Raw genomic sequence first — 26,984 nt, 5'->3', positions numbered from 1 at the left:
GTATTTGTGGCTCTCTTCTCCGCGCTGAGTCTTCACCGCCATCGTCGGTTGCGGTGGCGCATTGCCGTGGGGTTGCTGGCGCTGGTTGCCGGTGCCCTGCCGAGTGTGCCGGCCGACGCCGCCGCTCCGCCCTCGGGCTCGGTCAGCGACACGGCACCCACGGCCACGTGGAGCGCCGGTCCCTTTGTCGTCCCGAACGTCTCCGGCACCGCGGGGGCGGTCAGCTGCGGGAATCCGCAACTCTGCGACGACTACGCCCTGAAGGTGTCCGTGCCTGCGGGCTACGACGCTGGTCACAGCCTGCGCATCGACATCAAGTGGCCCGACAGCGCAGCCGACTTCGACCTCTACGTTCTCGACGCGAACGGTCGTGAGGTGGCTGCCTCGGCGTCGTCCAGCGACCCTGAGACCGTGCTCCTTCCGGCGCTGACGGCGTCGTACACCGTGCGCGTGGTGCCGTACACACCCCTCGGCGACAGCTTCACCGGCACCGCGAGCCTGGTCGCCAACCCGGCCGATCCGCCGCCGAGCACGGCCGTCCCGCCGACATACGCCAACTCCTCAGCGCCCGACGCCATCAAGGACGCGCACAACGCCGGTGAACCCTCGATAGGCGTGAACCGCGCGAGCGGCGCCGCGATGTTCCAGGCGTACACCTCGACGCTCAAGGTCACCTACGGCAGCGACGGCACCGCCACCTGGCAGGACAAGAGCGCGAACGCGGCCAACGGCTGTCCCCAGGGCAGCACCACCAGCCTCGACCCCATCCTGTCCACCGATCCTGCCACCCACCGCACCTTCGAGTCACAGCTCGCCGGAAAGACTGCTCTGACCTGCTACACCGACGACGACGGCGAGACATGGACGCCGACGGGCGGCTCCGGCATCAACTCCGGTGTGGACCACCAGACCATCGGCGGCGGCCCCTTCGCCCCGGGCGCACCTGGCACCCTCACGTCCTACCCCAACGCCGTCTACTACTGCTCGCAGGACATCGCCGACGCCTCCTGCGCAGTCAGTCGGGACGGCGGCCTGACCTATGGGCCCGCCGTTCCGATGTACTCGCTGCTGGACTGTGGCGGCCTGCACGGGCACGTGAAGGTCGCGCCGGACGGCACCGTGTACGTGCCCAACAAGGGATGCGGCGGCAACCAGGCCGTGGCCGTCTCGGAGGACAACGGGCTGACGTGGACGGTCCGCAAGAACCCGTCCAGCACCCCGGGTGACTCCGACCCGAGCGTGGGGATCGGGGCCGGCGGGACCGTCTACATGGGCTACCAGAACAGCGACGGCACTGCGCGTATCGCCGTCAGCCACGACAAGGGCAAGACGTGGCTGCACGACCAGAACGTCGGAGCGGCTCTGGGCCTCAAGAACATCGTGTTCCCGGCCGTGACGGCAGGGGACGACGACCGCGCCGCCTTCGCCTTCCTGGGCACCACCACGGGCGGCAACTACCAGGACACGGCCGACTTCAAGGGTGTCTGGCACCTGTACGTGGCCACCACCTACGACGGCGGCCAGTCCTGGGTCACCGTCGACGCCACACCCACCGACCCGGTCCAGAGGGGCTCGATCTGCACCAGTGGCACCACCTGCGGCCAGGACCGCAATCTCCTGGACTTCATCGACGTCACCCTCGACGCCCAGGGCCGCGTGCTCGCCGCCTACGCCGACGGCTGCACCGATGCCTGCGCTACCGGGGGCGCACAGAACTACGACGCCCTGGCCTCCATCGCCCGCCAGGCCACCGGCAACACGCTGTACGGCGCATATGACGCCGTGGTCCGCGGCGCACACAAGAAGCCCAAAGGAGGCCAGTAAGTGAAGTCCTCCCTCCCCGCTGCCGCATTGGTAGGCCTCCTCCTCAGCCTGCCGACTGTCACCGGATGCTCGACGACAGCCAAGCACGCCGGGCCCGAGAGACAGGCGGGGTATGGGGCCGGGCAAGGAGCAGATCCGTCTGACGCGAAGGCGGCCGACACCGCGTCCGGCGGCTGTCCTACCGCCGCCTCACTGCCGCTGCCCAAGGACTTCCCGGCAACCCTGCCGGTGCCCGACGGCGCAGTCGTCACCTCGGTGGAGCACCGCACCGGTAACCGGCTCGTCGTTGCCACGGTCGTACGGGGCGACTTCGACTCCGCGCTGGCCTTCCTGCACAGGCAACTCCCCAAGGCCGGATACGCCCTGAAGGAGGGCGAGGTGGAGCAGGACGACGCCGAGTCGAACTTCTCCTCCGCGACCGTCAACGGCCGCTGGACCCTGCAAAAGATGCCTGGTTGCGAGGGAGAGGTGTACCTGACGTACCTGACGTCCGCCGGCACCTGAGCTTGGTCGAACCGACCGACGCCACCTGTTGACCAGATGGAACTACGGGTGGCCAACCGGTCGCCGCGCGATCCCGCTGCTGGCCGGTCATCCGGGGCTCCTTGCTCTGGGTGACGGCCGGCAGCGCGCTCAGTACCTTCTGCGCCTGGTTCGTTGATCGGTTGGGGGAGTGGGCGGAGTGGAGGGGTTTGGTTCAGGGCTCGGTGCGGGCGATGGCCGTTGTAGAAGTTCTCGAACTCGCGGAGGGCTTGGAGGAGCGGCGCTGGTTCCAGATCAAGGTGCGGTCCAGGAGTTCGCGCCTACAGGTCTGGATCCAGCGCTCCATGAGGGAGTCCATCCGCGGTCTCCCGATGCCGGTCGTGACGACCTTCACCGCGGCGCCGGCCATCAGGGCGTCGAAGGCGGCCGGGAACTTCGCGTCGCGGTCGCGGATGATGGGGTGCTTGACACGTCCGCCCGTTTGTCGACGGCCGTTCCCCAGAACCTGCAGCTCACAGGCCATGGATGGGGTTTTCGGCGCCCGCAGTGCCGACGGCCGCGCCGGGGACTCGCCGGGGCGGCCGCGTGTGGGTCCGGCAGCGCTGGTCAGCTGCGCCGGCGCGCCGACTCCTCGAGCCGCTCGACCAGTTCCGCAGCCATGGCCTTGATGGTTTCCAGCCCCTTGCGCCCCCACGGTTGCGGGTCCTGGTCGACTACGCAGATCGTGCCGAGCACCATGCCGGTGCTGTCTATCAGCGGTGCGCCCAGGTAGGAGTGGACGCCGATCGCGTCGACCACCGGGTTTCCGGCGAACCGCGGGAAGTCCCGGATGTCCTCCAGCACCAGCGCCCGGCGGCGCTTGACCACGTGCGGGCAGATGCCCATGTCGATGTCGCGGGGCATGACGCGGCCGGGCACCGGGTCCTCCAGCAACGGCGGTCCCACGTGCACCGTGGTGTCCTGCGCGGCGCTGTACAACCCTGCGAAGTACTGGCGGTCGGCGTCGAGGAAGAAGTTGACCCCGGCGTAGCAGCCGCCGGTACGGTGTGCCAGCTCCCGTGCGAAGGCGTCGAGTTCCGCATCCGGACGGGCATCGATGCCCAGCTCGCGCAGCCGCTCGGACCGGGTACGCACCTGTGGGTCCTCCGGTGGGAGGAGCAGATGGCGCAGGGCGATCCCGGACTCAGGCCCGGAGGAGGGGTGGGGCGGTGTCGCTGCCATGGGAACTCCTTGTCGTGATCAGATGCTGGATCAGTTCGAGCAGCACGCGGATGCCCGAACTCTGGACGCGGGCGTCACACAGCGCCACCGGCACCTCTTGCCTGAGGTCGAGCGCGGTCCGCACCTCCTCCGCGTCGTAGCGGTGGGCACCGTCGAACTCGTTGACGGCGACGACGAAGGGGATGCCGCGGCGCTCGAAGAAGTCCACCGCCGCGAAGGAGTGCTCCAGCCTGCGGGTGTCGGCGAGGACCACCGCCCCGAGCGCCCCCTCGGAGAGTTCGTCCCACATGAACCAGAAGCGCTCCTGTCCGGGCGTGCCGAACAAGTACAGGACATGGGACGGACTGAGCGTGATCCGGCCGAAGTCCAGGGCCACCGTGGTCGTGGCCTTGTTCTCCACTCCGTCCAGTCGGTCCGTGGCCGAGCTGACGGCGGTCAGCATCTCCTCGGTGCTCAGCGGCTCGATCTCGCTGAGGGCGTTGACAAAGGTGGTCTTTCCCACGCCGAAACCGCCGGCGATCAACACCTTGATTCCCACCGGAAGGACTTCGGTGGGCAACGGGTCACAGTCGTTTGAGGAGGCCATCGCGCACCGCTTCCAGGAGGTCTCGATCAGGTCGTGCGTCGTGGCCCGGGGGCGCCGGGGGCGCGTCACTTGCGACCACCGCGCCTCCCTCAGTCAGATCGGACAGCAGCACCTTGACCACGGCGGCGGGTACCTGCATCCGGGCCGCGACCTCGGCGACGCTGACAGGCCTCTCGCACAGCGCCAGCACCTGCGCATGCTCCAGGCCGAAGGCGCCCTGCGTCTGGACGCCCGTGGCCCGCACCATGGTCACCAGCGTGAAGTGGGACGTGGCCCTGGTCCGGCCGTCGCTCAGGGTGTAGGGACGGACCAGCCGCCCGACCGCTTCGTCGATCAGCGGTCCGTCGGGGAGGACCGGCGTCATCGGTTACCCCACCGGGTGCCGGGGCGGCGTGGCCAGGTGCGGGCGCACGCTCTTCACCATCATGCCCATCTCGTAGCCCAGCACCGCCGCGTCCGCCTCGCGTCCGGCCAGCACCGCCAGCACCGCGCCGTGCCCGGCGGCCGAGACGAACAGCAGCGAGGTGCTGAGCTCCGTCACTATCTGTCGCACGTCACCGCCGTCGTCGAAGCGCCGGCCCGCGCTGCGCGCCAATGAGTACAGCCCACTGGCGAGCGCGGCCAACTGGTCCGCGGCGTCCGCGTCGAGCCCCTCCGCTGCCTTCACCAGCCCGTCCGAGGACAGCAACAAGGCGCTTCGGGTGTGCGGCACCCGGTTCACCAGACCTGTCAACAGCCAGGAAAGGTCTTCGCTCGCCACGATCGTGTACTCCTCTTCGACAGAACAAAACGGCTTGCTGGACGGGGCCCCGAGCCTTCAGGGTGACCTCCGGGCGTCAGGGCGTCTCCGCTTCCTCGGCCCTGCGTAGTCCGGTCTGGAACGCGGCCATCAGGCCCGGGTCGTGTGCGATGTCCTCGGACGCACCGGCGCTGGGGACCGGGTGCGGCTGTTCGGCGGCGTGGTCCCGGCGGCGGCGCTGAGGCAGCCGTGGACGGTCGCCCTCGCCATCGGAGGGCACCGGGACGGGCTGGGGTTCGGAATCGGACACGGGGGGATCCGCGACGACGGTCATCACGGTCGTTCGGGGGTCCGCGGCCTCGGGCTCCACTGGGTCTTGCGGCACCGCGTCAGGGGTCGCGGCAGCGGGGTGCTCGGGAGCTGCCGGCTGCGGGCCGAGCAGTGCCGTGGGCAACACCATGACGGCCTGAGTGCCGCCGTAGACGTTGCTCTGCAACTGCACGGCGATGTCGTGCCGCCGGGCCAGGACGGAGACCACGTACAGGCCAATCCGGCCGTCCTGCAGCAGCTCGCCGAGGGCGACCGTGTCGGGTGCACCCAACACGGTGTTCATGTGGTTGCGCTCGGCTGCGGACATGCCCAGGCCCCGGTCTTCGACCTCGATCGCCACCCCCGCAGCGACTGGCTCGACCCGCACGTGCACGGTGGTCTGGGGCGGTGAGAAGACTGTCGCGTTCTCCAGCAGCTCGGCCAGCAAGTGGACGACGTCGACCACGGCGTGGCCGCTGACCGTTCCATCGATGGGCGGGACCAGCTTGACCCGGGCGTACTGGTCGATCTCGGCGACGGCGGAACGTAGCACGTCGGTCAGGCCGACGGGACGGGTCCACTGGCGGTGGGTGTTCGCGCCGCCGAGCACGGCCAGGTTCTCGGCGTAGCGGCGGATCCGGGTGGACAGATGGTCCACCCGGAACAGCCCCTTGAGCAGGTCGGGGTCCTCGACCTCGTTCTCCAGGCTGTCCAGCAGGCCGATCTCGCGGTGCACCAGGGACTCGAGCCGACGCGCCAGGTTGGCGAACACCTCGAACTGCTCCAGCCGGGAACTGTGTTCCGCACCGACCGCACTCGCGGCGGTCTCCTGCAGGGCTGCCTCCGCCTCGCGCCGGGCCGCAGCGATCTCGAATCCGAGTCGGGAGAGTTCGTCCGTGCCGGTCTGCGGCGGCAGTTCTGGCCGGCGCCGCACAGGGGGCTTCCCGGCCCGCAACCGACGGCACAGCGATTCCAGTTCGGCCCTGCCCTCGGCTGTGGTACGGGTCAGCTCGGCCAACTCGGCACGGTTCCGGTCGGCCGCACGGGACAGCTCCGCCCAGTGCTTGGTGACTGCTCGTGCCTCGGCCGAAGCCCGTACACCCGCGATTCCGGCCGCCATGGTGCCGATGAGGACCACACTGCCGAACACCGCGCCCTGGTCCGCCCGGTCCAGGTGGCCATCACCGACCAGCGCGGTGGCCACCGCACCGGCCACGGCGACCACGCCCGGTGGCAGCACGGACCACCGCACTTGACGCCGCCTCAAGGACCCGGCTCGCGACTCGGCCGTCACACGGGCGGTCACGGGCGCCGCCGGCCGGTCGTCCGGCGGCGTGAAAGGATCAGGCATAACAGTCCCCGGACAGTGCGATGATCAGGCCGAGCGTGCACGTTATCGCGCACCAGGACCCCAGTGTCAGCCTCTGGCGCGTACAGAAATCGAACCGTTGTCCTCAACTTCGCTTCGAAGGGCCCGTCCCAGGCGCGCGAGTGGGGACAGGGTCACCAGGAGTGGGGACAGCATCGTGCCTGCGGCCGTCACCAGCAGGCCGGCGCGCAATCGCCACGCCTCCACGAGGAATCCGTCAAGCAGCGGGCCGAGCGGGGTCAGTCCCAGGCCGACACATGTCCCACTGCGCCCAATCGGTCAGAGGAGCCTGGGCCCCAGCGGGTTCACCGGTGTGCCTCACCGGCTGGTGCGGCGCTGTCGTCATCGGCACCTCCCGCAGCCGCGTGTCCGGCCTTACCGTGGACATACCCGAGTGAAGATCGGTGTTGCCGCGGTGCGCCCCCGACGCTCTGAGACGGCCGTAGTTCACCGGTCCCACGGATCCGCCGCGCGAGAGGACCGGACGGCCCTACGGAGCAGCCGCGAGCACGGCATGCTCGTCCGTGGCGGCTCGGACACTCCACCCATGCGACCTGCAGACCTGGCGGCGCTTTGCCCCACCTGGCCTTGCCTCACCTGCCGGTGATCTCGGAGAGCCATGCCGTGTCCTCCGGGCCAGGCGCTTCGAGGCCGGGTGCGGGCAGCCGGCGGACCTCGCCCGTGCGCAGGGCGACCGTGGCCCGTGGCCGCATCGGTCCGTCGCCCCTGCGTGAGAGCAGGACGAGTTCCCAGACTGTCGCCGTCATGGCGTCGAGCCGGGTGGCGCAGTCGGCGCTGACGTGCCGCGGATCCCGGGTCCGGCCCAGGGACAGATGTGGGGTGAAGTTCTTGTTGGGCCCACGGCAGCGCGGGAATCGCTGCTGCAGTGCGCGGTGCAGGTCGGCCCACGGCGCCTTGCCGCCCGCTGTCGGGTCGAGCCACACGGTGAAGTACGCCCTGTGCCGGAAGGTGCGCACTCCGTCCAGCCGGGCGTCGAAGACCGGCGTCTCGGCCGTCGCCGCGGCGAGCAGCGGGGCGGCCCGCTCGAAGTCGGACTCCGGCACGAAGCCGAAGAGGACATTGACGTGCGGCGGCCAGCGGTGGATCTGCGGATCGTAATCCCGGCGGATGTCCTGGATCGGCGGCCACAGCTCAGCCGGCGGGATCCAGGCCACCGCTGTGCGGGCCGTCGGGGACACGCCGAGGACGTCGGCGGGCTCGCCCCCGCCGAAGCCCGTGCCGAAACTCGGTTCCGCTTGTGGGTCCCGCACTCGGCCGGCGCCCGAAGCGTCGATGCGGTCCACGCCCGTGGCCCGGTCCCAGACCACCTCGCCGTCCGCCTCGATGAACACGACCCGGTGCCACGGGATGTCGCCGCCGGGCACGAAGGAAGGCAGGGGGATGCGTTGGAAGGTACCCCCGCGCTGGCTGATCCCCAGCACGAACCGGGCCGGGTCGAACCGCGGGTCCCAGCGGACCCAGTGATAGATCTCGTCGCTGGTTCGCATCACGCCTCCTCTCCTGCCGTCAGACCTCCTCCTCCAGGGTGCCGCCCGCCCTGTCCTCGACGGGTGCTCCTCACTCACCGCGACCTATGAGGTGCGATGCGTGAGGGAGTTGGCGTGTGACGAGGCGGGTCGTCTCGTCAGGGTCGGCGATCGGCGTGGGTCTTCATCGACGATGGCCCCGCCGCTGCCGCGCAGGAGGAGGTCCTCGCGAACCAGCCGGCCCCGACGGCGCTGCGCCGACTCGATGACGGCGGGCAGTACCGCATCGTGAAGGTATGCCACGATGCCCCGACCCTCACGGACGACCTCACAGCGTTGGGGTGGTCGGTCCGTAGCCGGACCATGGCCGGGAACTTCATCGGCATCGCGGAACCACCGACCACCCCTGGCTGAGAAGCACCCCCGCGGCTGAGGGAGAACGCCATGGCGCCTCCCCCACCACCCGACCGGAGCCAAGATTGTTAGTCCATCCCTGAAAGGTCGGGGCCGGTCCAGTGTCGTGCTTGTCCGGGTTCTATCTGATGGATTCGGGAGGAGGGCGTGCTTGGGCTGGGGGCGGAGTGGTCCCGTTCCCGGATGGTGTGCTGTCGTCCCGCCCGGGGAGGGCGGGTTTGTGGGTGTGCTCTTCACCAGATGTGATGCCGAGTGGCGGTACTCCGGCTGCCGTTCATCCCTGCGCCGCGCCCTTGTAGAGAAGTCGCACCACAGATTTGTGGTCCAGCGTCGGCCAGGCACTTGATGGAGACGGGCTCGGTGGCCGAGGTCTGCGTCAAGGTCCGACATGCCGAGTTGGAATCGGTGTGCGCACGGGTGGCGGACATGCCCAAGCCCCTCTACCTGGGAGCCCTGTTCATCGCGCTCATCGTCGGGAACACGGTCGTCGCGCTCTTGCGACGTCACCGCTGCCGTGTCTGGCCGGCGACGATCGTGCTCGCCGCCGCTGTGCTCCTCGGCTGTGTGGTCAGCCGATCCATCGGGCTGCCTGGGGCGACAGACGACATGGGCAACTGGCTGGAGGCCCTGGGCCTGGCGTCGCGTCGCTGTTCATCGACGGCGTGGTGGTGCTCCGGGGCGTGTCGGCATTCACGGAGCATCTCCCCGTGCGGCGGCAGGCGGGCAAGCGGAGCGTTGACGACGTGCGGGGACTCCCCGGGGCGAGGGCTGTTCGAGCACCGTGACGCCGCAGGCGACGGCCGACACCATGTCGGCCGTCGCCTGGCGGGGGGATTCAGGTTCAGACGCGTGCAGAGTGAGGTGGCGTCAGCTGATCGCGCTCCCCGCGACCCACTCGCTCCACGGCATGTTCCAGTCGCTGAGGCCGTTGTCCGGGGCCAGCATGGTCTTGTCCGCGGAGTTCTTGATGATCACGACGTCACCGATCATCGAGTGGTCGAAGAACCACGCGGCGGGCTGCCTGCCGTCGCCGCCGCCCCTGACGTCCTTCAGACCCACGCAGCCGTGGCTGGTGTTGACCTTGCCGAAGACCGAGTCGGCACCCCAGTAGTTGCCGTGGATGAACGTGCCCGAGTCGGTCAGGCGCATGGCGTGCGGTACGGCCTTGAGGTCGTACGAGGGCTTGCCGTCCTTCTCCGTGAGGCCGACAGTCGCACCGTTCATATGGATCTGCCTGAACTTCTCGGAGATGACCATCTGACCGTTGTACGTCGGGTGCTCGGGGCTGCCGGACGAGATCGGGATGGTCCTGATCGTCTTGCCGTCCCGTACGACGGTCATCTGCTTCGTCTTGGCGTCGACCGTGCTGATCTGGCTCCGGCCGATCTTGTACGTGACCGTCTTCTGGACGCCGTTGAGGTTGAGCGTGATGGTGACGGTGGAGCCGGGCTTCCAGTAGTTCTCGGGGCGGAAGTCCAGGCGGTAGTCGTTGAACCAGTGGCCGACGACCTGCTGGCCGCTGCTGGAGCTGACCTGAATCTTCGACTCCACGGCGGCCTTGTAGCTGATCGCCTTGTCGAAGTTGACCGTCACCGGCATGCCCACGCCGACGGTCGAGCCGTCCTCGGGGGAGAGGTGCCCGATGAAGTTGTTGGCCGGGGAGACCGTGGTGATCGTGGCGTTCCCGGTGACGGAGCGACCCTTGGCGTCCTCGGCCTCTGCGGCGACCTGATACTTGGTGGCCCGCTCCAGCCGGCCGTTCGGCTTCCAGGACGTGCCGTCCGCGGACACGGTGCCCGGAATCTCGGCACCGGTCGCGACGGCGGTCATGGTCACCTTGGTGAGCATGCCGTTGCTGACGGTGACTTTGACGGGGTCGTTGATCCCGACGTTGTAGGCACCTTGCCCGGGCGTGATCTTTATTCGGGCGTCGGAAGCGTCCTGGGCGCCCGTCTGATCTGCCTGCGCCTGCGATTTCGGGTCATTCCCGGGGTCGTTGTCGCTAGTGGCAGCGTTGCTGGTACCGCCTAGGGCCGTGAGTGCGAGTACGCCGCCGAGTACGCCGGCCGTAGCCATCAGCCCGGTGCGTCGCTTACGTACCGTGATCAAACGCTTCTCCCATGCCACTGGTCGTTGAATCCCTGGAGCCGGCTACCGGAGGAGGGCAACCGGCTCTAAGAACTACATTTAGGCATTCATCCGTCCTTGAGGGAGTAAATTGTGGCGAATTCCACGCGCAGTGAGAGCGTCGCCGAGGCTCTGCTCGACGGCCGGATGGCGCGTAGTCGATCTGCTCTCGCTGATCGGTGCAGGCCATGGCAGGGACGCTGCGACGGGGGTGGTGCCGGTCACGGGCGACACCCGCACGGCGGACGGCCACCATCGAGGGCAGCGGCAACGCCTTCATGAACGAAGTGCACGGAGCCGTTCTCGTCACCACCGTCCTGTGCGTCGTGGGTGCTCTCCTCGCCCGTTGAGGCCGGTGATATTGCGCGCTTCGTCCGGGAGGGTTACGTGCACGTCATCGGCGACACGCGCGGAACCGGTGACTCTGGCGGCGTCATGGTCGGCAACCACAACGTCGGCAGCGTTCCCAGGGCCAGGAGCTGTCCGACCTCATCGAGCGGGTAGCCGCGCAGCCGTGGTGGGACGGCAACGTCGGCATGACCGGCATCTCCTCCATGCAGGTGCTCGCCGCCGCCGAAAGGCCGCCGCACCTCAAGGCGATCTTCGTCAGCGGCGGTCACCACGACTTCTATGAGCACCTACCACGGCGGCATTACGTGGTTCATGCCGCGCGCCGCACGCGAGGGCCGCGGCGGCCACTCCTGCTGACGTTCGCAGGAGGGAACCCAGTCGTTCGGGCTGTTCCAGCGCACGACGTCGCGGTGGCCGAGGGTGGTGTTGGCAGGGTCGACGAGGGCGTGGTCGGCGCGCTGGCGGTTCCAGACTTGCCGGCCGGTGCAGCGAGGATTGGTGAGGACGGCCCGCACCGTGTTGAGCACCTCCCAACGCCGCCCATCGCGGTGCGGGTTGCGGGCCCGGTCGGCGGCGGCAGGGCACGGGATGCCGGTGTCGTTGAGGGCACGGGTGATGCGGGCCATGCTGTGCCCGGCAGGGGCTGGGCGAAGATCCAGGACACGATCGGCCCGCTCTCGGGGTCGGTGTCCAGGCGCCCTTGCCGATGAAGACAGAGGTCGGGCCCCAGGTGCAGTTCGGCGTTGAGCCGCTCCAGGAAGGGAACAAGGGGCCGCGTTCCGATGCGCGCTTGTCACCTGACCCATGCACCTCACCAAGTGTGGTCAAAGCTACCTCGCCGGGCTTCACCTGCGTGCCTCGGTGATCTGGATCAAAGACCTCACCCGAACCAGAGCCGAGAGCCGCGCAGGTCGTCGAGGGGCGTAGTTTGTCGGGATCGCAGTTGCGGGCTCTCAGCGGCAGCTGCATTCCCGGATGTCGGGATTTCGGTGGCCCGCTGCCGCCCGGGGAGTGGGGATCGTGCGCCACCAGCGCGGTGTCGGTCCGCGGGGTCAGGCGAGGGCGGCGACCAGCAGGGCGAAGGCGGCGATGATGACGGCGACGCGGACGTAGTGGAAGCGGTCCCAGCGGTTTATCTGCTGCTTCCAGTCGGCGGGCCGGTTCTCGGGGGTCCACGTCTTGACCCGGTTGTTGATCGGGACGAGCAGCAGGATCGACATGATCACGCTGAGGATCAGCAGCGCGCCGGCGGTGACGACGAGGCCGGTGCCGGGGTGGTGCCATCCGGCGATGGCCCAGATCGCGACGAGGACGAGCGAGGTGATGTACCAGAACGGCATCACGGCGCCGCCCCTCCGGCCTCCGTGGGCGCGGCCGAGTTGGTTGCTGTCGTCGGGGAGTGCGTTGAGGGTCGGGTTGATGAAGAAGGGGACGGCGAACTCCACCCCCACCATCACGCCGACGACCACGGCGGTGACGACCTGGAGTGCGTTGAGCATGATGACCCCTCCTGAGATCTAGTGTTGCTAGCTGATGAGACAACGCTAGCGCTGCTGCCGCTCCGTTGTCTAGCGGTGCTAGGATCGAATCATGTCGGTACAGGAACGCAAGCAGCGCGAACGGGCGGAGCGCGAGCGCCTCATCGTGGCGACGGCCCGCGAACTCGCCGAGCAGCAGGGCTGGGACGCGGTCACCACCCGCCAGCTCGCCGAGCGCATCGAATACAGTCAGCCGGTCCTCTACAGCCACTTCCGCGGCAAACGCGAGATCGTCGGCGCCGTCGCTCTGCAGGGCGCTTCCGAGATGGCCGTGGCGATGCGGGCCGCGACCGCCGCCGCGGACGGCCCACGCGAGCGGGTCGCCGCCCTGGCCCGTGCCTACCTCGACTTCGCCGCACGTAACCCGGCGGTCTACGACGCCCTGTTCCAGCTCGACGGCGGCCTCGCGTACGCCCAGGAGGACACTCCGGCACCTCTCAAGGACGCCTTTGCCGCACTCCTTGAGACCCTCGGCGAGGTCGCCGGGGACGGCGTCGACCCGGGCCTGTTCACCGAGACGTTCTGGGCATCCCTGCACGGTCTCGCGACCCTGACCCGGGAAGGACGACTGCCTCCGGAGTACACCGAGCGCAGGGTGCAGCTGCTGGTGGACCGGCTCGCCATGGCCTGACACACCACCCCGGCGGGCACGGCGAGGCCCCGGGCCCCGCCGCTGCCTGCCTGCGGCATCGCTTCCGGTCACTCGCGCCCTCGCGGCGCAGCCGCAGATCGCCGGGCCCCGTACCCCCGACGGGGCACCCGCCCCGCAAGCTGCGATGCTCATTGATCACGACCCGATACGCGCCCTAGACGCCCGCTCTGGCCAGCTGCCCCGCGCAGTCTGAGCCAGACCACCTTCCTGCTCTCCCAGGCCGACGCCCTGCCGGCCTGCGACCTTGTCGAAACGGTCACCCTGACCGGTGCAGGGCTGCACGTACTGGCGGTTATCGCGCACGTCAGTCAGCGGATCCGCATCCTCGGCGCCACCGCGCACCCGACCGCAGCCTGGGTGGTGCAGGCCGCGAAGAACCTCGCCAGTGACCTCGAGGACGCCGGCCACCAAGCCCGCACGCCGATCACCGACCCGGCCCGGATCACCCAGCTCGACGTACGGAGACGCGACCGACTTGGCGGCATCTTCCACGAGTACCAGCATGCCGCGTGACTTGGGCGGATGAGGTTTCCGGCACGGACGACTTCGCCAACTCGCGCGTCGACCAGTGCGAAAGCCCCGTGCCGGCCAGTGGTGTCATACGCGTCAGAGCCATCACCCGCGCCCGTACCCGTGCCGGCACTTGGACCCGGGCCCCACCGGGGCGATCGCCTTCGAGCCCGGCCGGCCCGCGCTGGGCATAACGGGGCTGCCAGCGGCCCACGGTCGGCAGCGACACCGCGAGCAACTCGGCAATGTCCTTGCGCCGCCGCCCCTCACCCGACCACGACACGATCCGGGCCCGCGTCGTCAAATCCGCAGGAACATCACGGTGATTCGCCAACTCCCCTAACTCGTAGGCCTGCTCCACGGAAAGCTCCATGCTGGCACCAACGAGACCCACAAGATCACGTGAGGCGGACGGATCACGTGACACCGGGCGATGATTGCCGGTGCCAGCGGAGCCACCGATGTTCCGTGCCGGATTTTCTGACGTCTCGTCATCTGTAGTCGAAGGTCGTCGGGCAGAACCCGTGACGCCCTTTCCGGCGCTTCACGAGCGACCGCATAGAACCGGACTCTCCTCGGAAACCGACAGTGCAGCATGAATCGGCGGTTTGCGGATGCGCCGGGGAGCGGCCCCTTGTGCTTCCCTCCCCGCCGGGTATGGTCTGAGGTCAGATCGGCCAGGCGGTCGTGTGCTGTGGAACCGTGAGGATTTGTCAGCCCGCGACAAGAACTCGGCCCGGGTGGTTGGATGTCCGGCTGTCTGTCCGAGGAGGTGGCATGGAGCGACAAGCCGCTCACAGGGTGAACCGGGGGCTTCGAGTGCCACGTCGACCGACGGCGGCAGCTGCGGCGGAGTCGGGGTGTCTGGTGGTCTCCGACGGCTCGACGAATGAACTGTCCGGCGAACTACCCGGCGTCGTAAGACAATTCGGCCCGTGGCATGCCTGTGACGCTGTCCCCGTCCGGATCGCCGGCCATGATCCGCAGTGGCGTTGACTCCCTCGCGCGGGTCGACATCCCCTCCCAGCGGATGTGGCACGACTCCATCGAAGAACCGGTCGCGGCCATGCCCGGCCGCGGCACGAGCGTCTGAAGGAGACACGGAGGAACGTGGACGGGCACCTGAACCTGGACGGGCACCCGGGCCGGGACCGGAACGAGGACCCGGGGCGAAAACCTGCCCCGGGGCACGCCGACAGCGGGGCGGCCGCGTCCAGGGCCGAAGGCGCCGACCTTGTCTGTGGGGACGACGGTGCTCCGATCCAGCACCAGCGGGCCCTCCTACCAGGCGTCCGCCGCGTCAGCCCCTCCCGCCCTGACCGCCCGGGCAGTGACGGCGAGCACCGGCTCCAAGAGCACATGGGCACCAGCGACCGTGCCGACAAGTTCTACGACGAGCAGGTGCTCGACCGGCTCAACCCGCGGATGCGGGAGTTCGCGGTGCGGCAGGAGATGTTCTTCCTTGCCACATCCGACCGCCATGGGGAGTGCGACAACACCTTCCGAGCCGGACCTCCTGGCTTCATCCAGGTCTTCGACGACAGGACGGTGGCCTATCCCGAGTACCGCGGCAACGGCGTCCTCGCCAGCCTCGGCAACATCCAGGAGAATCCACACGTCGGCATCCTCATGATCGACTTCCTTCAGGACCGGGTCGGCCTCCACATCAACGGCCGGGCCCGTGTCGTCCCCGACGAAGAGATGCGCCGCGAACGTCCGGGCCTGCCGGTCGACCCCGTGCCCGGCCGCCGGACTCAGCTGTGGGTGGAGGTCACGGTGGAGGAGGCGTACATCCACTGCGCCAAGCACATCCCGCATCTTCAGAAGGTCCCGGCACGCGGGGACCGCGCATGGGGTACGGACGACTACAAGCGCAAGGGCGGTGACTTCTTCGGCTCGGCGGCCGAGGCAGCCGGCCGCGCGCCATACGAGCGCCCGCGGCACGAGGCCGGCGATCCCCCGTCAAGGGCATCGACCTTGCCTCGAGCCGCCTCGTCGGCCGGGACGACCTTGTGACCAGAGGCGTCCTTGGGTGATCACGACCGTGTCGTCAGCGGTCGATTCCCCCCTCGGACACACCATTGCCCCACAAGACCCGTTTGACGGGCAGGGGAAACTGGCACCCGCCTCCGGCTCCCGGCCGGGCGCGGGTGTTTTGTCGTTGCGGCGGTTTCCTTGTCCGGCCTCCTTTCTTCGCTGGTCAGCAGTCCAGCGCGCCTTCGGCGACGGGCGTGAGGAGGTCTGCGAGCAGCAGCATTCTCGCCCGTCTCGCCTGATCGAGATGGGGTGCGCGACGACCGCGCGGGACAGCGAACTCACTGCGATCCTGGACCGGGAGCGGACTCTGGCACGGCTGGACGCCACCCTGGCAAGTCTTCTGCAGCAAAGGGCGGTATAGCCCGACAGGCATTGAAAAGTAGTCACCGGCTCGTTGAGGTGATCTTGCTGTCATATCCCTGCCCGCCGCCCCGCTATGCTCAATGGCAACGCGCTGACGGAGACGAGTAGCGATAGATCACGCGAGTCGAGAGAGCTGCCGGTGGCTGGAGAGGCAGTCTCGCGCGCCCCATCGTGAAGACCCTCCCGAGCGCGGGGAGGAACGGCCGATCGATTCGGCCCAATGCCCCGCTGGCTGGCCCCCGTGACCGGGCCACGCTCTCCACGACTGCGATGACGTACGCGACCGCCGTCCACCCCCGCACCCCCTTGTCCGCCTCCGGTACCCCGACCAAGGGCGGACAAGGGGTCCGATTGAGTCCGACCACGCCCCTTGTCCTGGTCGGCGCGCGCCGCCGTGGCCGGGTGTTTCTCTTTGACCAGCCTCGCAACCGGCGCGAACAGACCGTGGACAAGGGGCGCTTGTCCACGCTGCTCCTTCGACCACCGCCGCGAGCAGGGGCAGCGAAGGAGAGACGATGACGACCACCACGCGCCCAGGGGCCGGGCAGCGGCCACCGCTCCCGCATCACAGTGCCCGGCCGGACGGGAAGCCCGGCCCACACTGGGTAAGCCGGGACGGGCTCCTGCCGGGGCCCCTTGGCGACCTCCTTGGGAACCCACTTTGGTGCCCAGCAGCCGGCGGGAGGGCAAATACCCTCGTCAGCACAGGAATCGGCTCGTGGTCGGCGTCGTCACGACCCTCTTCTCTCCTCCACACACTCAGCCCCTGGGATATGGGTGGGGGTGGGGTGTCAGTGGTGGAGGAGAGCATCGGTTCCGAGGGCCCTGCGGGGCGTCCCGCCCTGCCCGGGCGGGGCCGGCGCCCGGCTGGTGGCCGGGCGCGATGGAGGAGGGGTGGAGCTGATGGCGGGGAAGCGCAAGGCCAATCCGGGAAGGTCCTCGAATGATCTGCGCGGTGATGTGCTGCGCGTGCTGGGAGTACTGAAGGTGGCCACGGCCGAGGCGGAGCAGCAGCGCCGTGCCTTGCAGGAGGCGGCCGAACGCGAGGCGCGGCGTCCTGTGTGCGGCGACTGCGGACAGAAGTTCAGCGACGCCCCGTGGAAGGCCACCACGGTGCTCGACTGGGGCCGCCCGCGTGACAGCCACCCATACCTGTGCGACGACTGCAAGAACCGCGCGACCACGCACCAAGCCGAACAGGGCGAACGCGCGTGCCAGGGGCAAGAGCGTGAACGCCGGGAGGCGGAGGAGACACAGCCCGAGCAGAAGACCGGCGGCTGGCTCGGATACCGCTGGCGCAGTTGACCCCGGGCAAGCCCAGGGACGCCTGGGCAAGTCCTCCGCTGCCGGGTCGGCTGTCATCACCCACATGGGTGGCGTCCGCTCACGCCGCGGCGGCCTCCTCCTTCTTCTTTCACCAGAGCCGCGGCCCGCATCGTGCGAATGGAGTGCTTGGTGGGCGCGAATTTGACGCGGTAGGCGTGGGCGAAGGCGGCGCGGGCTTCTTCCACGGCGGCTTCCCGGCGCTGCTGTTCCGCTTCCCTGGCTTGCTGAGCAGTCCCGAGAGGTGCGGATTTTGGGGTCGCTCCTCGGTGCCGGGCACGGCGATGCGGCGCATTCCAGCCCCGCGGGCGGCCTGCGCTTCCGGCGGGGAGTCCTCGACGACGATGCAGTGATGCGGGGCCCGTCGGGGCGGCGGGCATCTCGAGGGAGACGTCGGGAGCTGGTTTGCCGTGTGGGACCAACGAACCCCTGCGACAGAAGATTCAGGACCCACCGTCACAGGTGTCCGTCAGCTGCACGTCTAGCCGCACGTCAGCGTCGGCATGGCCCAGTCACCGTGGTCGTTGCCGTTGCCGTCGTCGGCGCCACCGACATTGAGGTCGACCACCTGGGCGCCGCTGACGTCGGCGTCGATCGGCACCGCGGCCTCTTTGCCGCGGAGCGTCGGCGTGGTCACCAAGGTCTTGCCGTCGGCGATCACGGAGAACGTCACCGTTCCGGCACCACCTGTCTCGTCGTCGACACCGACGTCCGCCGTCAAGCGAGAGCATTTTCCGGCGAGGTAGAGCTCGACGTCGCTGACCGAGTTGGTGCCCAGGCCCTTGGCGTAACTGACACCGGCGATGCTGATCGGACGGCCGTCCCGGGCCGCCTGTTCGCCGACGCTGCTGTCGCGCTCCACCGGCCCCCACCCGTTGGTGGACGACAAGAATGGCAGGTCGCTCACAGCGCTCTTCCCGGCTGGCGGAGCCGACGGGATCCCGCCGACGATGCGCTCGTCACCGCCGACAGCCTGCCGCCCGTTCTGCAGGTAGTGCACGGTGGCGGTGAGTGCCGAGGCGGATGGCGGCTTCCCAGCCGGCGGCTGGACCTTCCAGGTGAAGGTGGCCGATCCGCCGGGTTGCAGGCGCTCGACCGACGTGGGGCTTGTGGCGCTCACGCTCCAGCCGTCGGGTGCGGAGAGCGAGGCCGTCAGTCGGGCGGCGGACGGTCGGTCCTTCGGCACCTGCACCGTCGCCTCGGTCGTGAAGGCCTGTGCTGACTGGGCTGTGTTCGGCACGTCCAGGGTGACATCCGCTCCGGGACGCTTTGGCATCGCGTACTTGCGGTGGTCGTAGCGGGGGCTATCGTTCTGCGCGACGCGCAGGGACGAGGCGTAGCTGCCGTAGTTGATGAGTGAGACCTGGCCCAGGCCGCCGGTGCTGCCGTCCAGGTTCCACACGGCGATGGCGATGCTGTTCCGGCCGTTCGGATTCAGGATCCCGTTGGGGACCGGGAAGGTGTGCTGCGGGCCGAGGTAGTTGACGTAGTTGCCGACATGCCAGCCGTTTACGAAGATCGTGGCACGGTACTTGCGTGACGGGTCGTCGGTGAACGTCAGCCCGAGCGAGGTGTCCTGGCCGTGCGGCAGGTCCAGGTTGACGTCGGTGCGGTACCAGGAGACCCCGGGGCGCGTGTCGGTCGTCGGCAGGGACACCTGGTTCCAGTTGCCGTCCGGGTAGCCCGGCAGGGACCAGCCGGCCCGCTCGCCGTACAGGCCGCCGGTCGAGAGCGGGCCGCGTACCGGGTCCTGCAGGTCCTCGCCGCCCCGTACGCCCTGCAGCCGCCAGGTGACGGAGGTCAGCGGTGCCCCGACGAGGGAGGCGCTGGTCAGGCCGCGCGCGGTCTTGTTGCCGTTGGTCGAGTTGTAGTCCTCCTCGTGCCCCATGTTCACGGTGAGTACGGATATGACGTTGTCCCCCTTGGACTTCACCGAACCGGCCGGGAAGGTGAAGTCGGCGCTGCCTGTGGTGGAACTGCCCAGGAAGGTGCCGTTGAGCCAGGCGGAGAGCGCCTGCGCCTTGCCGCCGGAGTCCGAGACCAGGTGGATGCCGGTCTCCTTGCCGGTGGCGCGGAAGCGGCCGCGGTACCACGTGTTGCCGGTGTGGAACCCGTAGTCGTCCGCGTAGAGCACGGGCAGCGAGTTGATGCCGGAGACGCTGTTGGTGGTCGTCTTGTCGGCCACCGGCCAGCTGGAGTCGTCGAAACCGGGGGCTGCTTCGGGGGACTCCTCGGCGTGCTTCCAGTTCGTCAGTGTCGGCAAGTGTATCGGGGCAGCCACCGGGATCTTCCCGGTGAGGCTTCCTGTGTCGGTGGCCTGGGTGTCCAATGCCTTGCCGTTCCAGGTGATGTGGTCGGCGGAGGTGAACACCTCGATGTTCTTGTCGTCGGGGTTGTCGCCGGTGAGCGCCACGGTGTGGCCGCCGTCCAGGCTGGTCGCCGTCCGCAGCAGGTGGGTGCCGCGCACGAGTACCGGGCCGGTCGCCGTGTCCTGACGCCAGAAGGTCTCCGCCGTGGCCTTGTCGCCGACGAGCAGCTGCAGCGGGCGCCTTCCGCCGTCGCTGATGCTGATGCGGATCAGGCCCTTGTGCGTGTAGTTCAGCCGCAGGTCACGGGTGGCCTCGTCCCAGGTGGTCGTGACCGTGCCGCCGCTGGTGGTCACGGTGGGCTTGGAGGAGTAGCGCAGCACGGTCTCGCCGTCGCTGTCCGAGTCGCCGTAGAGCACGGCGACGTGCCGGTTGCCAATGGTCGCGTGGGTCATGATCTCCGACGTCGAGTACTGCAGCTGCGATTCCCCGAGCCGGTAGTTCGCCACGATCACGTGCGAGTCGCGCCCGCCGAGGGTGATCGCGGTCCCCGGCTGCTGCGGCACGACCCGGTAGGTCGGCGTCGCGGTGGCGGCCGTCGGCACGTCGATAGCGTCGATGGCCACGTAGTTGTCCGTGGACCCCGAGCTGCGGTTCCCGTCGACGACGATCTTCAGCGTGTGCGCACCGGGCGTCAGACCGGTCTTCTGGAAGATCACGGCCTGGTTCTCGCCGCCGGAGTCGTCGACCGTCGCCACCTTGGTGCCGTCGAGGTAGACGTCGGCGTAGCCGTGGTTGTTTGTCTTCGAGCCGATCCAGCGGATCGCGGTGCCGTCGAAGGGGACGGTGACCGAGTCACCGGCCTTGTTGGAGAACGACTCGGTGTGCTTGTAGTCGCCGCCGGTGTAGCTCTGGTCGGCGACGTGCGACCACGAACCGGCGTACTGCAGCGCGGAGTCGGGGTCGTCCCAGGTGTAGGTGGTGTCCGCGGACGGCTGGGCGTTGAAGTCCAGCGAGATGTGGGTCTTGTCGACCGCCGTGGACGTGGAGTTACCGTGCCGCAGCACGTGGAACTGCGTCTTGGTGTCGGGGTTCATCCGGGCGGTGTCGACGACCGCGGAGTCGTCCGGCGGCGTGGCCCTGATCGCCTCGGTCTTGGTCAGCGGGGCGACCGACTGAGTGAGGTACCCGATCAGCTTGTCCTCGTAGTACTTCGGATCGAGCTCACGGTTCTCGCGGATCGCGGCCCCGTAGTCGTAGGACGTGTAGTTCTCCGGCATGCCCAGCCAGCCCCAGTTGGTGCCGCCGTAGGTCATGTAGAAGCTCTGCGCGGTGGCGCCGACGGCGATGTTCTGCTTGTAGAACACGTTGGCGAACTGGTCGTTGATCAGCTGGGCGCACTTGTCGTAGCCCGGCCCGCCCCAGGGATCGAAGGCGCCGCCCTGGAACTCCGGCGAGTACAGCGGCTTGCCGTCCGGGTGGTCGTAGCTGATGTCGGGGACGCCGTTCCACTTCGAGGGGTTCGAGCAGTTGAAGCCCTGCGGGTAGGAGTCCGGTCCGTCGACGTCCGGGGCGCCGGTACCGGAGTTGAAGGTGCCGTTGTTGTTACCCGTCAGCGGTACCGTGATGCCGTCGGCCCGGGCCTTGTCCTCCAGGTGCTTCATGTAGGAGCGGCCGGCGGCCGAGCCGTTGTAGTACTCGTTCTCGACCTGGTAGGCGATGACCGATCCGGTGCCGTTGGTCAGCTGGTGGCGGGCGATGATCCGGTCGATCTGGGTCAGCCACTCGTCCGCGTATTTCAGGAACTGCGGGTCGTCACTGCGGTTGTGCCCGGCCTTGGTGGTCATCCAGCCGGGCAGGCCGCCGCTGTCGACCTCCGCGTTGATGTATGGCGCCGGGCGCGCGATCACGTAGAGCCCGGCCTCCTGGGCCATGTCGAGCAGCTTGTCGACGTCACGGACCCCGCTGAAGTCGTACACACCCGGCTTCGGCGAGTGGTACCCCCAGTCGAAGTACAACGAGGTGGCGTTGAACCCGGCGGCCTTCATCTTCTGGAAGATGTCGCGCCACAGGTCCGGACTCGGGAGCCGGAAGTAGTGGAACTCGCCGGACCACAGGTAGGTGCGCTTGCCGTCGACGAGGAACGAGTAGCCGTCGAGACTCACCGTGTGCGCCCCCGGACTGGCGGCAGACGCGGCTGTGGGTGCCTGCCCGCCGACGTCCTGCGCCGCCGCTGGCGCGGTCATGCCTGCGGCCAGGGCGATGGTCGCGGCCGTCGCGAGGATCGCCCTCCACCCCCGACGGCGACTGGGTCTCGCAGTTTCTGAACCGATCCGATTGCTCCGCACTGCGGCCTCCATACCGCCTGAGCAATCAGCATCAAACAGACTCAGGCAAAGTCGAACAGTAGAGGGGCGCAAGGAGCAACACAATGGGGCGGGAGCACGCCGTCGAGGTGGCACGGCGGCTTGGAAGTCGTACGTACGCCCGGCCACTGACCATGCGTCACGGGGTACGGTCACCGAACGGCACAGGAGGGGCGGAGATGACTGTCAAGAGCACCCGACCCTCCTGAAGGCCTATCACGAGGCTTGGGAGCGTGGTGAACAGGAAGCAGGCCGTGGACATCGTCATCACCACCGAGCTGATCCCGGGCCGGCCGGCGTTGCGCCTGCTGACGGCGCGGGACGTGGCGGTCATGAAGCCGGGCGGCGTCGTCGTCGGCATGGCCGCCGTCCAGGGCGGCAACGTCGAGGGCGCCGTGCCGGGACGTGCGGTCGTCACCGACAACGGCGTCACCATCATCGGCTACACCGACCTGGCCTCCCGGCTGCGGGGTCCCCGGCGAGTTGTGGCCAGGGATTCGGCCATGGGCTCGGTGTTGCTGTATGGGGATGCGTGGTAGGTCGTGCGCGACGACGATTTCGCCGTCACGGCGCGCCGCCAGCCCGGCCTCAACGGAATCCGGAAGTGATCACTGTTGCGGAGGACTTGCTGACTGCTTCTGCCGAGAATTGCTGGTGCGTTGGTCGGCCTGCAGGTCTCAGCACACTCTGCACCTCCTCGACCCGGGGTTCGTGCTCGACGTGCTGACGCAGTTCGGCGAGAGGTGTGGGGTTCTGGCCGTCGTGGAGCACCTTGCCCCTTGGCATTCCGTTGACGACTCGTCAGTCAGCATGCGTCAAGCTGGAGTCCTTGGAGCCGGACGATCTGATCACCGCGATCGATGCCTTGGTAGGCGCCGTGAAGTTCACCGGTTCAGCCGGACACCTGCTGAACCGCTGGGCCGGCACCTGTGCCTTGAGAAGCATTGCCATACAAGGGGTATTGACGGGCCTCGCCGACGCCTTAAGATCCCTGCTGCTCGAAGTATCGATCGCCGTACGAAATGTCGAACGGAGTCAGCCGGCAGCTTCGGCAGGCTGAGCTACTCCGGCCGGTACGCAACGCAACGGTCCGTCACAAAGGAATGAGCCGCATGCCTTCAGATGCCGGAGTGCCGCGCAGAACCGTCCTCACCGTCCTGGGCGCCGCCTCCCTCGCCGGGACCTTCGCCGCCGCCGCTCCCGCCGGGGCCGCCGGACTCACCGGCACAACCGCGAGCGCCACTGCCGCGTACCTCCCCGCCGCAGCCGCACAGTGGACCTTCGACGAAGGGTCCGGCACCTCCGCCGTCGACTCCTCCGGCAACGGTCGCACCGCAGCGCTCCAGGGCGCGGCCGGCTGGGACACCGGCAAGATCGGCACCCACAGCCTGAGCCTCAAGGCAGGCGGCAACGCCACGGCGTCCGGGCCGGCCCTCGACACCTCCAAGGCGTTCTCGGTGGGCGCCTGGGTCAACCTCGCTCAACTCGGCGGCTACCAGACAGCCGTCAGTATCGACGGCAAGGTCGTCAGCTCCTTCTACCTGGGGCTGCGCGACGACACCGGCACCTTCGCCTTCGCCCGGCTGGGCTCAGACGCCACCCAGAGTGCTGCGGTGGCGGCCGCCGCTTCGGCGCCCGCCTCCAACACCTGGACCCACCTGGTCGGCGTCAGCGACCCGACCACTGGCGTCATCCGCCTCTACGTCAACGGCGTGCTGGAGGGGGAGACCGCCTATACGGCAGGCTGGGCCGGCACTGGCGACACCGCCATCGGCCGCGCGCTCTACGGCGGCGGGCACGTCGATCAGTGGCACGGCCTGATCGACGACGTGTGGATGTTCCCGTCCGTCCTCACCTCGGAGCAGGTCGCCGCGCTGGCCGGGGTCCCCGTGGAGACCACGACGCCGCTGCTGAGTGTGGACGTCGGCAACCCCGCGCACGCCGTGTCCCCCGTCCTCCCTGGCCTGATGTTCGAGGACATCAACCACTCCGGCGAGGGCGGCATCTACGCCGAGCTGGTGCAGAACCGCTCGATGATGGCCAGCGACACGTCGCCCGTCCACTGGTCCGCCGTGGGTGGGACGTCCCTCGCCCTCGACTCCGCCAACCCGCTCAACGCCGCGCTGAACCGTTCCCTCAAGGTCGTTCTGCCGAGCAGCACCAGGGCCGGAAACCGGGACGGCGTGGCCAATGACGGCTTCTGGGGCATACCAGTGCGGCCGAGAACCACCTACACCGCCCGGCTGTTCGCCAAGGCGTCGCGACGCATCGGCCCGCTCAGGGTGGCCATCGAGTCAGCGGACGGCGCGACGGTGTACGCCTCCGCCCTCGTGCCCCACATCGGCACCGCCTTCCCCGGCCGCCCGTTCGAGCTGACCCTGCGCACCGGTTCGCGCACCCCCCTGGTCGGTGACGCAAGGCTGACCGTCACCACCGCCGACCCCTCCGCCGCGGGCGAGACCTTGTGGCTCCAGCACGTGTCCCTCTTCCCGCCCGCCTACAACAACCGGCCCAACGGCCTGCGCATCGACCTGATGGACAAACTGGTCGCTCTGAAGCCGAAGTTCCTGCGCTTCCCCGGCGGGAACTTCCTGGAGGGCAACACCATTGCGACACGGTTCAACTGGAAGAACACCATTGGTCCGGTCTGGGAGCGCCCGGGCCACATGGACGACGCCTGGGGCTACTGGTCCACGGACGGACTCGGACTCCTCGAATACCTGGAATGGGTCGAGGACATGCATGCCCAGCCGGTCCTCGCCGTCTACGCCGGCTACGCGCTCAAGGGTGACCATGTCACCGGCGACGCGCTCAAACCATTCGTCCAGGACGCACTCGACGAGATCGAGTACATCACCGGTCCTGTCACCAGCACCTGGGGCGCACGACGTGCCGCCGATGGACGTCCGGAGCCGTTCCCACTGGAGTTCGTGGAGATCGGCAACGAGGACTGGTTCGACTCCTCGGGGTCGTACAACGAGCGGTTCGCGGCCTTCTACGACGCGATCAAGGCGAAGTACCCGCATCTGAAGCTGATCGCCACGACGTTCGTGACGAGCCGCACGCCGGACCTGATCGACGAGCACTACTACCTCGCGCCGTCCGCCGCCCAGGCCTCCACCCACAAGTACGACAACCGGGACCGCAATTCGACGAAGGTGTTCGTCGGAGAGTGGGCCGCGCAGGAGGGCCGCCCCACACCCGACCTCAACGCGGCGCTCGGCGACGCCGCTTGGCTGGCCGGGCTGATCCGCAACTCCGATCAGGTCCTCATGGAGTGCTACGCGCCGCTCTTCTCGCACGTCAAGAACAACGTCTGGGCCACCAATCTGATCGCCTACGACAACCTTACGAGCTACGTGTCGCCCAGCTACTGGGCACAGCACATGCTGACGAGCAGGCTCGGCAACACGGTGCTGCCGGCCGCCGCGCGTGCGCTGCCCGGCCTCGCCACCGTGGCCACCCGCTCCGGGAACCGCCTCTACCTCGCGGTCGTCAACTGCGGGACGGAGAAGGTGAACGTGCCGGTCGAGCTGAAGGGGCTGGCCAAGGGGGTCAAGCGGCAGGCCACCGCGACGGTCCTGACCGGCCCCTCGCGCGCCACCACCAACACGCTGACGGAACCCGACACTTTGGTGCCCAGGACGAGCACCGTGACCGGCGCGGCAGCGTCCTTCACCAGCACCGTGCCGCCGCTCTCGGTCACCGTGCTGGAACTCGTCCTGACCTGATCGGTCACTGCCCGAGGCGCCTGTTTCTTGGCACACGTCGGTTTCAGAAGTAGACCTTGCCCTGCGCCGCCACGACCATATCGTCAGTGGTCGACTCGCCCCTCGAACACCAGCAAGATCCCCGCGGTTGATCATCACAACCGCGGGGATCTTTTTGTGCGGTGGTCCAGCTCGATGGCGTGGTCGTCAGGTGTCGGCTGCTGTGTCTCAATGGCGTGGTCGTTAGGTTTCGGCTGATGTGCCCGATCGCTCGCGAGCCTGCGTGATCACCTTGCCGTCCTCGTGCCGCACAGGCACTCCTCCAGGAACCCGAGGGCTCGCAGGTGATACGAGCGCGCCGCCCAGCCGAGACTGATGTTGTGCCCCGCGTCCGGCTGACGGTCGAGGACGACGCGTGTCCCGCTCAGCATGCCGGTCATCGCCGCCACCGCTTCCTCGTCATGCCGCCACCACGCTTCGTACTGCGCGAAGGTGAGGCGGACCGGTGTCCGTACGCGCCGGGCGATACCGGGAAACAGGCCCGGCCAGTCGGCCGCCTCGCCCCACTCCCGTTCCGGCATGGGGGCCAGTACCGAGCGACTGCCGGCGAAGGTGTTCGGCGGATACAGCTGCAGCGGTCCCCAGCTCAACCGGCGGGTGGCGAGGCTGTGCGGGTGGGGCAACTCGGCAGGGTCGACGGCGTATTGATACCCGCAGCCGGAGATGTCCAGGCCGACGAGACGCCCGCCGGCGTCGTCGGCGGCGGCGGTCAGCGCGAGTTTGCCGCCGAAGGAGTGGGCCAACAGGAAGAATCCCGCGCCGATGTGGTGCCGACGGGCGAAGGTGTCGAGTGCCGCGTGCAGCGTCACCGACTGCTCGGCGAGCGTCTGGCCGGCGGGGAACCGTGCGGCCGACAGACCGTAGCCGGGGCGGTCCAGGGCCAGCACCGTGAATCCGAGAGCGGCCCCGAGCTCCAGTAGGGACAGGCCGGGGTGGGCCCGGCCGTCGAAGTATCCGGCCCGCATGCCCCCGCCGTGGACTGCCACCACGACCGCGCGGGGCGGCGTCTGCGAGGGCTCGCTGAGCAGGCCCGACAGCGGTACGCCGTCGGCGTCGACAGTGATCTCGCGTACATTCCGGGCGAAGCGGCTGAGGATCTCGCTCATGGGCGCCGTCAGTCCTTGATTTCGCAGATGGCGGCGCCGGAGGTGACGGAGGCGCCGACCTCGGCGCTGAGGCCCTTGATGGTGCCGGAGCGGTGGGCGTTGA

General features: G+C 68.7%; 23 protein-coding genes and 3 pseudogenes. 13 read left to right on the top strand and 13 right to left on the bottom strand.

Annotation, left to right across the window (positions count from 1 at the left end; genetic code table 11):
• The first annotated feature begins 6 nt into the window (after positions 1-6).
• Complete coding sequence (locus ACIBK0_RS12960) at positions 7-1,824, top strand: hypothetical protein (RefSeq protein ID WP_399078756.1); 1,818 nt, start codon at positions 7-9, stop codon at positions 1,822-1,824.
• On the top strand, positions 1,825-2,328 hold the full coding sequence (locus ACIBK0_RS12955) for a hypothetical protein (RefSeq protein WP_399079297.1): 504 nt from the start codon (positions 1,825-1,827) through the stop codon (positions 2,326-2,328).
• A 149-nt stretch (positions 2,329-2,477) separates the two neighbouring features.
• On the opposite strand, the pseudogene ACIBK0_RS12950 reads toward ACIBK0_RS12955, so the two are convergent.
• The 8 genes and pseudogenes from ACIBK0_RS12950 to ACIBK0_RS12915 all read right to left on the bottom strand — a co-directional run.
• Positions 2,478-2,764, bottom strand: a pseudogene (locus ACIBK0_RS12950) (integrase core domain-containing protein); the annotation flags it as partial.
• A gap of 149 nt (positions 2,765-2,913) precedes the next feature.
• Positions 2,914-3,528 (bottom strand): GAF domain-containing protein, encoded by a 615-nt coding sequence (locus ACIBK0_RS12945; RefSeq protein ID WP_399078754.1) that lies wholly within the window; start codon positions 3,526-3,528, stop codon positions 2,914-2,916.
• Complete coding sequence (locus ACIBK0_RS12940) at positions 3,491-4,114, bottom strand: GTP-binding protein (protein WP_399078752.1); 624 nt, start codon at positions 4,112-4,114, stop codon at positions 3,491-3,493. Before ACIBK0_RS12940 ends, ACIBK0_RS12945 begins: the two co-directional genes overlap by 38 nt.
• On the bottom strand, positions 4,092-4,478 hold the full coding sequence (locus ACIBK0_RS12935; RefSeq protein ID WP_399078750.1) for a DUF742 domain-containing protein: 387 nt from the start codon (positions 4,476-4,478) through the stop codon (positions 4,092-4,094). Before ACIBK0_RS12935 ends, ACIBK0_RS12940 begins: the two co-directional genes overlap by 23 nt.
• 3 nt (positions 4,479-4,481) lie before the next feature.
• The gene (locus ACIBK0_RS12930; protein WP_399078748.1) at positions 4,482-4,874 is read right to left on the bottom strand and encodes a roadblock/LC7 domain-containing protein; all 393 of its coding nucleotides are present in this window, start codon (positions 4,872-4,874) and stop codon (positions 4,482-4,484) included.
• 76 nt (positions 4,875-4,950) lie between these two features.
• Positions 4,951-6,414 (bottom strand): sensor histidine kinase, encoded by a 1,464-nt coding sequence (locus tag ACIBK0_RS12925; protein WP_399078746.1) that lies wholly within the window; start codon positions 6,412-6,414, stop codon positions 4,951-4,953.
• 710 nt (positions 6,415-7,124) lie between these two features.
• Positions 7,125-8,039 carry an RNA repair domain-containing protein gene (locus tag ACIBK0_RS12920; RefSeq protein ID WP_399078744.1) on the bottom strand — a complete coding sequence of 305 codons (915 nt, stop codon included), beginning with the start codon at positions 8,037-8,039 and terminating at the stop codon, positions 7,125-7,127.
• 1,260 nt (positions 8,040-9,299) lie between these two features.
• Positions 9,300-10,508, bottom strand: a complete 1,209-nt coding sequence (locus ACIBK0_RS12915; RefSeq protein ID WP_399079270.1) for an Ig-like domain-containing protein — start codon at positions 10,506-10,508, stop codon at positions 9,300-9,302.
• A 239-nt stretch (positions 10,509-10,747) separates the two neighbouring features.
• Here ACIBK0_RS12915 and ACIBK0_RS12910 point away from each other — a divergent pair, with 239 nt between their 5' ends.
• The 3 genes and pseudogenes from ACIBK0_RS12910 to ACIBK0_RS12900 all read left to right on the top strand — a co-directional run.
• Positions 10,748-10,909: a hypothetical protein gene (locus ACIBK0_RS12910; protein WP_399078742.1), complete on the top strand. Its 162-nt coding sequence runs from the start codon at positions 10,748-10,750 to the stop codon at positions 10,907-10,909.
• On the top strand, positions 10,890-11,063 hold the full coding sequence (locus ACIBK0_RS12905; RefSeq protein ID WP_399078740.1) for a CocE/NonD family hydrolase: 174 nt from the start codon (positions 10,890-10,892) through the stop codon (positions 11,061-11,063). Before ACIBK0_RS12910 ends, ACIBK0_RS12905 begins: the two co-directional genes overlap by 20 nt.
• Positions 11,039-11,164, top strand: a pseudogene (locus ACIBK0_RS12900) (CocE/NonD family hydrolase); the annotation flags it as partial. The gene ACIBK0_RS12905 and the pseudogene ACIBK0_RS12900, both read left to right, overlap by 25 nt.
• A 33-nt stretch (positions 11,165-11,197) precedes the next feature.
• On the opposite strand, the gene ACIBK0_RS12895 reads toward ACIBK0_RS12900, so the two are convergent.
• Both ACIBK0_RS12895 and ACIBK0_RS12890 read right to left on the bottom strand, forming a co-directional pair.
• The gene (locus ACIBK0_RS12895) at positions 11,198-11,536 is read right to left on the bottom strand and encodes a recombinase family protein (RefSeq protein WP_399078738.1); all 339 of its coding nucleotides are present in this window, start codon (positions 11,534-11,536) and stop codon (positions 11,198-11,200) included.
• Between the two features lie 426 nt (positions 11,537-11,962).
• A complete protein-coding gene (locus tag ACIBK0_RS12890; protein ID WP_399078736.1) occupies positions 11,963-12,409 on the bottom strand; it encodes an anthrone oxygenase family protein in 447 nt (148 codons plus the stop codon).
• A 91-nt stretch (positions 12,410-12,500) separates the two neighbouring features.
• On the opposite strand from ACIBK0_RS12890, the gene ACIBK0_RS12885 reads away from it, so the two are divergent.
• Complete coding sequence (locus ACIBK0_RS12885) at positions 12,501-13,079, top strand: TetR/AcrR family transcriptional regulator (RefSeq protein ID WP_399078734.1); 579 nt, start codon at positions 12,501-12,503, stop codon at positions 13,077-13,079.
• Between the two features lie 378 nt (positions 13,080-13,457).
• Positions 13,458-13,613 (top strand): hypothetical protein, encoded by a 156-nt coding sequence (locus ACIBK0_RS12880; protein ID WP_399079295.1) that lies wholly within the window; start codon positions 13,458-13,460, stop codon positions 13,611-13,613.
• Here the strand turns inward: ACIBK0_RS12880 and ACIBK0_RS12875 are convergent.
• Positions 13,543-13,983: a helix-turn-helix domain-containing protein gene (locus tag ACIBK0_RS12875; protein WP_399078732.1), complete on the bottom strand. Its 441-nt coding sequence runs from the start codon at positions 13,981-13,983 to the stop codon at positions 13,543-13,545. The two genes, ACIBK0_RS12880 and ACIBK0_RS12875, sit on opposite strands and share 71 nt — an antisense overlap.
• Positions 13,984-14,550: 567 nt before the next feature.
• Between ACIBK0_RS12875 and ACIBK0_RS12870 the strand changes: the two genes are divergently transcribed.
• The 3 genes from ACIBK0_RS12870 to ACIBK0_RS12860 all read left to right on the top strand — a co-directional run bounded on the left by ACIBK0_RS12870 (position 14,551) and on the right by ACIBK0_RS12860 (position 17,315).
• Positions 14,551-14,703 (top strand): hypothetical protein, encoded by a 153-nt coding sequence (locus ACIBK0_RS12870; protein WP_399078730.1) that lies wholly within the window; start codon positions 14,551-14,553, stop codon positions 14,701-14,703.
• Between the two features lie 17 nt (positions 14,704-14,720).
• Complete coding sequence (locus ACIBK0_RS12865) at positions 14,721-15,626, top strand: pyridoxamine 5'-phosphate oxidase family protein (RefSeq protein ID WP_399078728.1); 906 nt, start codon at positions 14,721-14,723, stop codon at positions 15,624-15,626.
• A 1,287-nt stretch (positions 15,627-16,913) separates the two neighbouring features.
• Entirely contained in the window at positions 16,914-17,315 is a 402-nt protein-coding gene (locus ACIBK0_RS12860) for a hypothetical protein (RefSeq protein WP_399078726.1), read from the top strand.
• 499 nt (positions 17,316-17,814) lie between these two features.
• On the opposite strand, the gene ACIBK0_RS12855 is transcribed toward ACIBK0_RS12860, so the two are convergent.
• Positions 17,815-21,987, bottom strand: a complete 4,173-nt coding sequence (locus ACIBK0_RS12855; RefSeq protein WP_399078724.1) for a beta-galactosidase — start codon at positions 21,985-21,987, stop codon at positions 17,815-17,817.
• A gap of 272 nt (positions 21,988-22,259) precedes the next feature.
• Here ACIBK0_RS12855 and ACIBK0_RS12850 point away from each other — a divergent pair.
• The 3 genes and pseudogenes from ACIBK0_RS12850 to ACIBK0_RS12840 form a co-directional block, all read left to right on the top strand.
• Positions 22,260-22,472, top strand: a pseudogene (locus tag ACIBK0_RS12850) (NAD(P)(+) transhydrogenase (Re/Si-specific) subunit alpha); the annotation flags it as partial.
• Positions 22,473-22,834: 362 nt separating this feature from the next.
• The gene (locus ACIBK0_RS12845; protein ID WP_399078722.1) at positions 22,835-23,065 is read left to right on the top strand and encodes a hypothetical protein; all 231 of its coding nucleotides are present in this window, start codon (positions 22,835-22,837) and stop codon (positions 23,063-23,065) included.
• 52 nt (positions 23,066-23,117) lie between these two features.
• Entirely contained in the window at positions 23,118-25,736 is a 2,619-nt protein-coding gene (locus ACIBK0_RS12840) for a LamG-like jellyroll fold domain-containing protein (protein ID WP_399078720.1), read from the top strand.
• 266 nt (positions 25,737-26,002) lie between these two features.
• Here the strand turns inward: ACIBK0_RS12840 and ACIBK0_RS12835 are convergent, their stop codons facing one another.
• Positions 26,003-26,881 (bottom strand): alpha/beta hydrolase, encoded by an 879-nt coding sequence (locus tag ACIBK0_RS12835; RefSeq protein ID WP_399078718.1) that lies wholly within the window; start codon positions 26,879-26,881, stop codon positions 26,003-26,005.
• Positions 26,882-26,984 lie beyond the last annotated feature (103 nt).

The sequence above is a fragment of the Streptomyces sp. NPDC050564 genome, from assembly GCF_044457265.1.
In the GTDB taxonomy this organism is placed as follows: Bacteria; Actinomycetota; Actinomycetes; order Streptomycetales; family Streptomycetaceae; genus Streptomyces.
This window is presented reverse-complemented; position numbering and strand designations above follow the sequence as displayed.

What these genes read in the sequence shown, in the direction of transcription:
- ACIBK0_RS12945 (WP_399078754.1), bottom strand. Translation starts at nt 3,528, where the DNA reads ATGGCAGCGACACCGCCCCACCCCTCCTCCGGGCCTGAGTCCGGGATC.
- ACIBK0_RS12940 (WP_399078752.1), bottom strand. Translation starts at nt 4,114, where the DNA reads ATGGCCTCCTCAAACGACTGTGACCCGTTGCCCACCGAAGTCCTTCCG.
- ACIBK0_RS12935 (WP_399078750.1), bottom strand. Translation starts at nt 4,478, where the DNA reads ATGACGCCGGTCCTCCCCGACGGACCGCTGATCGACGAAGCGGTCGGG.
- ACIBK0_RS12920 (WP_399078744.1), bottom strand. Translation starts at nt 8,039, where the DNA reads ATGCGAACCAGCGACGAGATCTATCACTGGGTCCGCTGGGACCCGCGG.
- ACIBK0_RS12915 (WP_399079270.1), bottom strand. Translation starts at nt 10,508, where the DNA reads ATGGCTACGGCCGGCGTACTCGGCGGCGTACTCGCACTCACGGCCCTA.
- ACIBK0_RS12910 (WP_399078742.1), top strand. Translation starts at nt 10,748, where the DNA reads ATGGCAGGGACGCTGCGACGGGGGTGGTGCCGGTCACGGGCGACACCC.
- ACIBK0_RS12895 (WP_399078738.1), bottom strand. Translation starts at nt 11,536, where the DNA reads ATGGCCCGCATCACCCGTGCCCTCAACGACACCGGCATCCCGTGCCCT.
- ACIBK0_RS12890 (WP_399078736.1), bottom strand. Translation starts at nt 12,409, where the DNA reads ATGCTCAACGCACTCCAGGTCGTCACCGCCGTGGTCGTCGGCGTGATG.
- ACIBK0_RS12885 (WP_399078734.1), top strand. Translation starts at nt 12,501, where the DNA reads ATGTCGGTACAGGAACGCAAGCAGCGCGAACGGGCGGAGCGCGAGCGC.
- ACIBK0_RS12875 (WP_399078732.1), bottom strand. Translation starts at nt 13,983, where the DNA reads ATGGAGCTTTCCGTGGAGCAGGCCTACGAGTTAGGGGAGTTGGCGAAT.
- ACIBK0_RS12870 (WP_399078730.1), top strand. Translation starts at nt 14,551, where the DNA reads ATGCCTGTGACGCTGTCCCCGTCCGGATCGCCGGCCATGATCCGCAGT.
- ACIBK0_RS12860 (WP_399078726.1), top strand. Translation starts at nt 16,914, where the DNA reads ATGGCGGGGAAGCGCAAGGCCAATCCGGGAAGGTCCTCGAATGATCTG.
- ACIBK0_RS12840 (WP_399078720.1), top strand. Translation starts at nt 23,118, where the DNA reads ATGCCTTCAGATGCCGGAGTGCCGCGCAGAACCGTCCTCACCGTCCTG.
- ACIBK0_RS12835 (WP_399078718.1), bottom strand. Translation starts at nt 26,881, where the DNA reads ATGAGCGAGATCCTCAGCCGCTTCGCCCGGAATGTACGCGAGATCACT.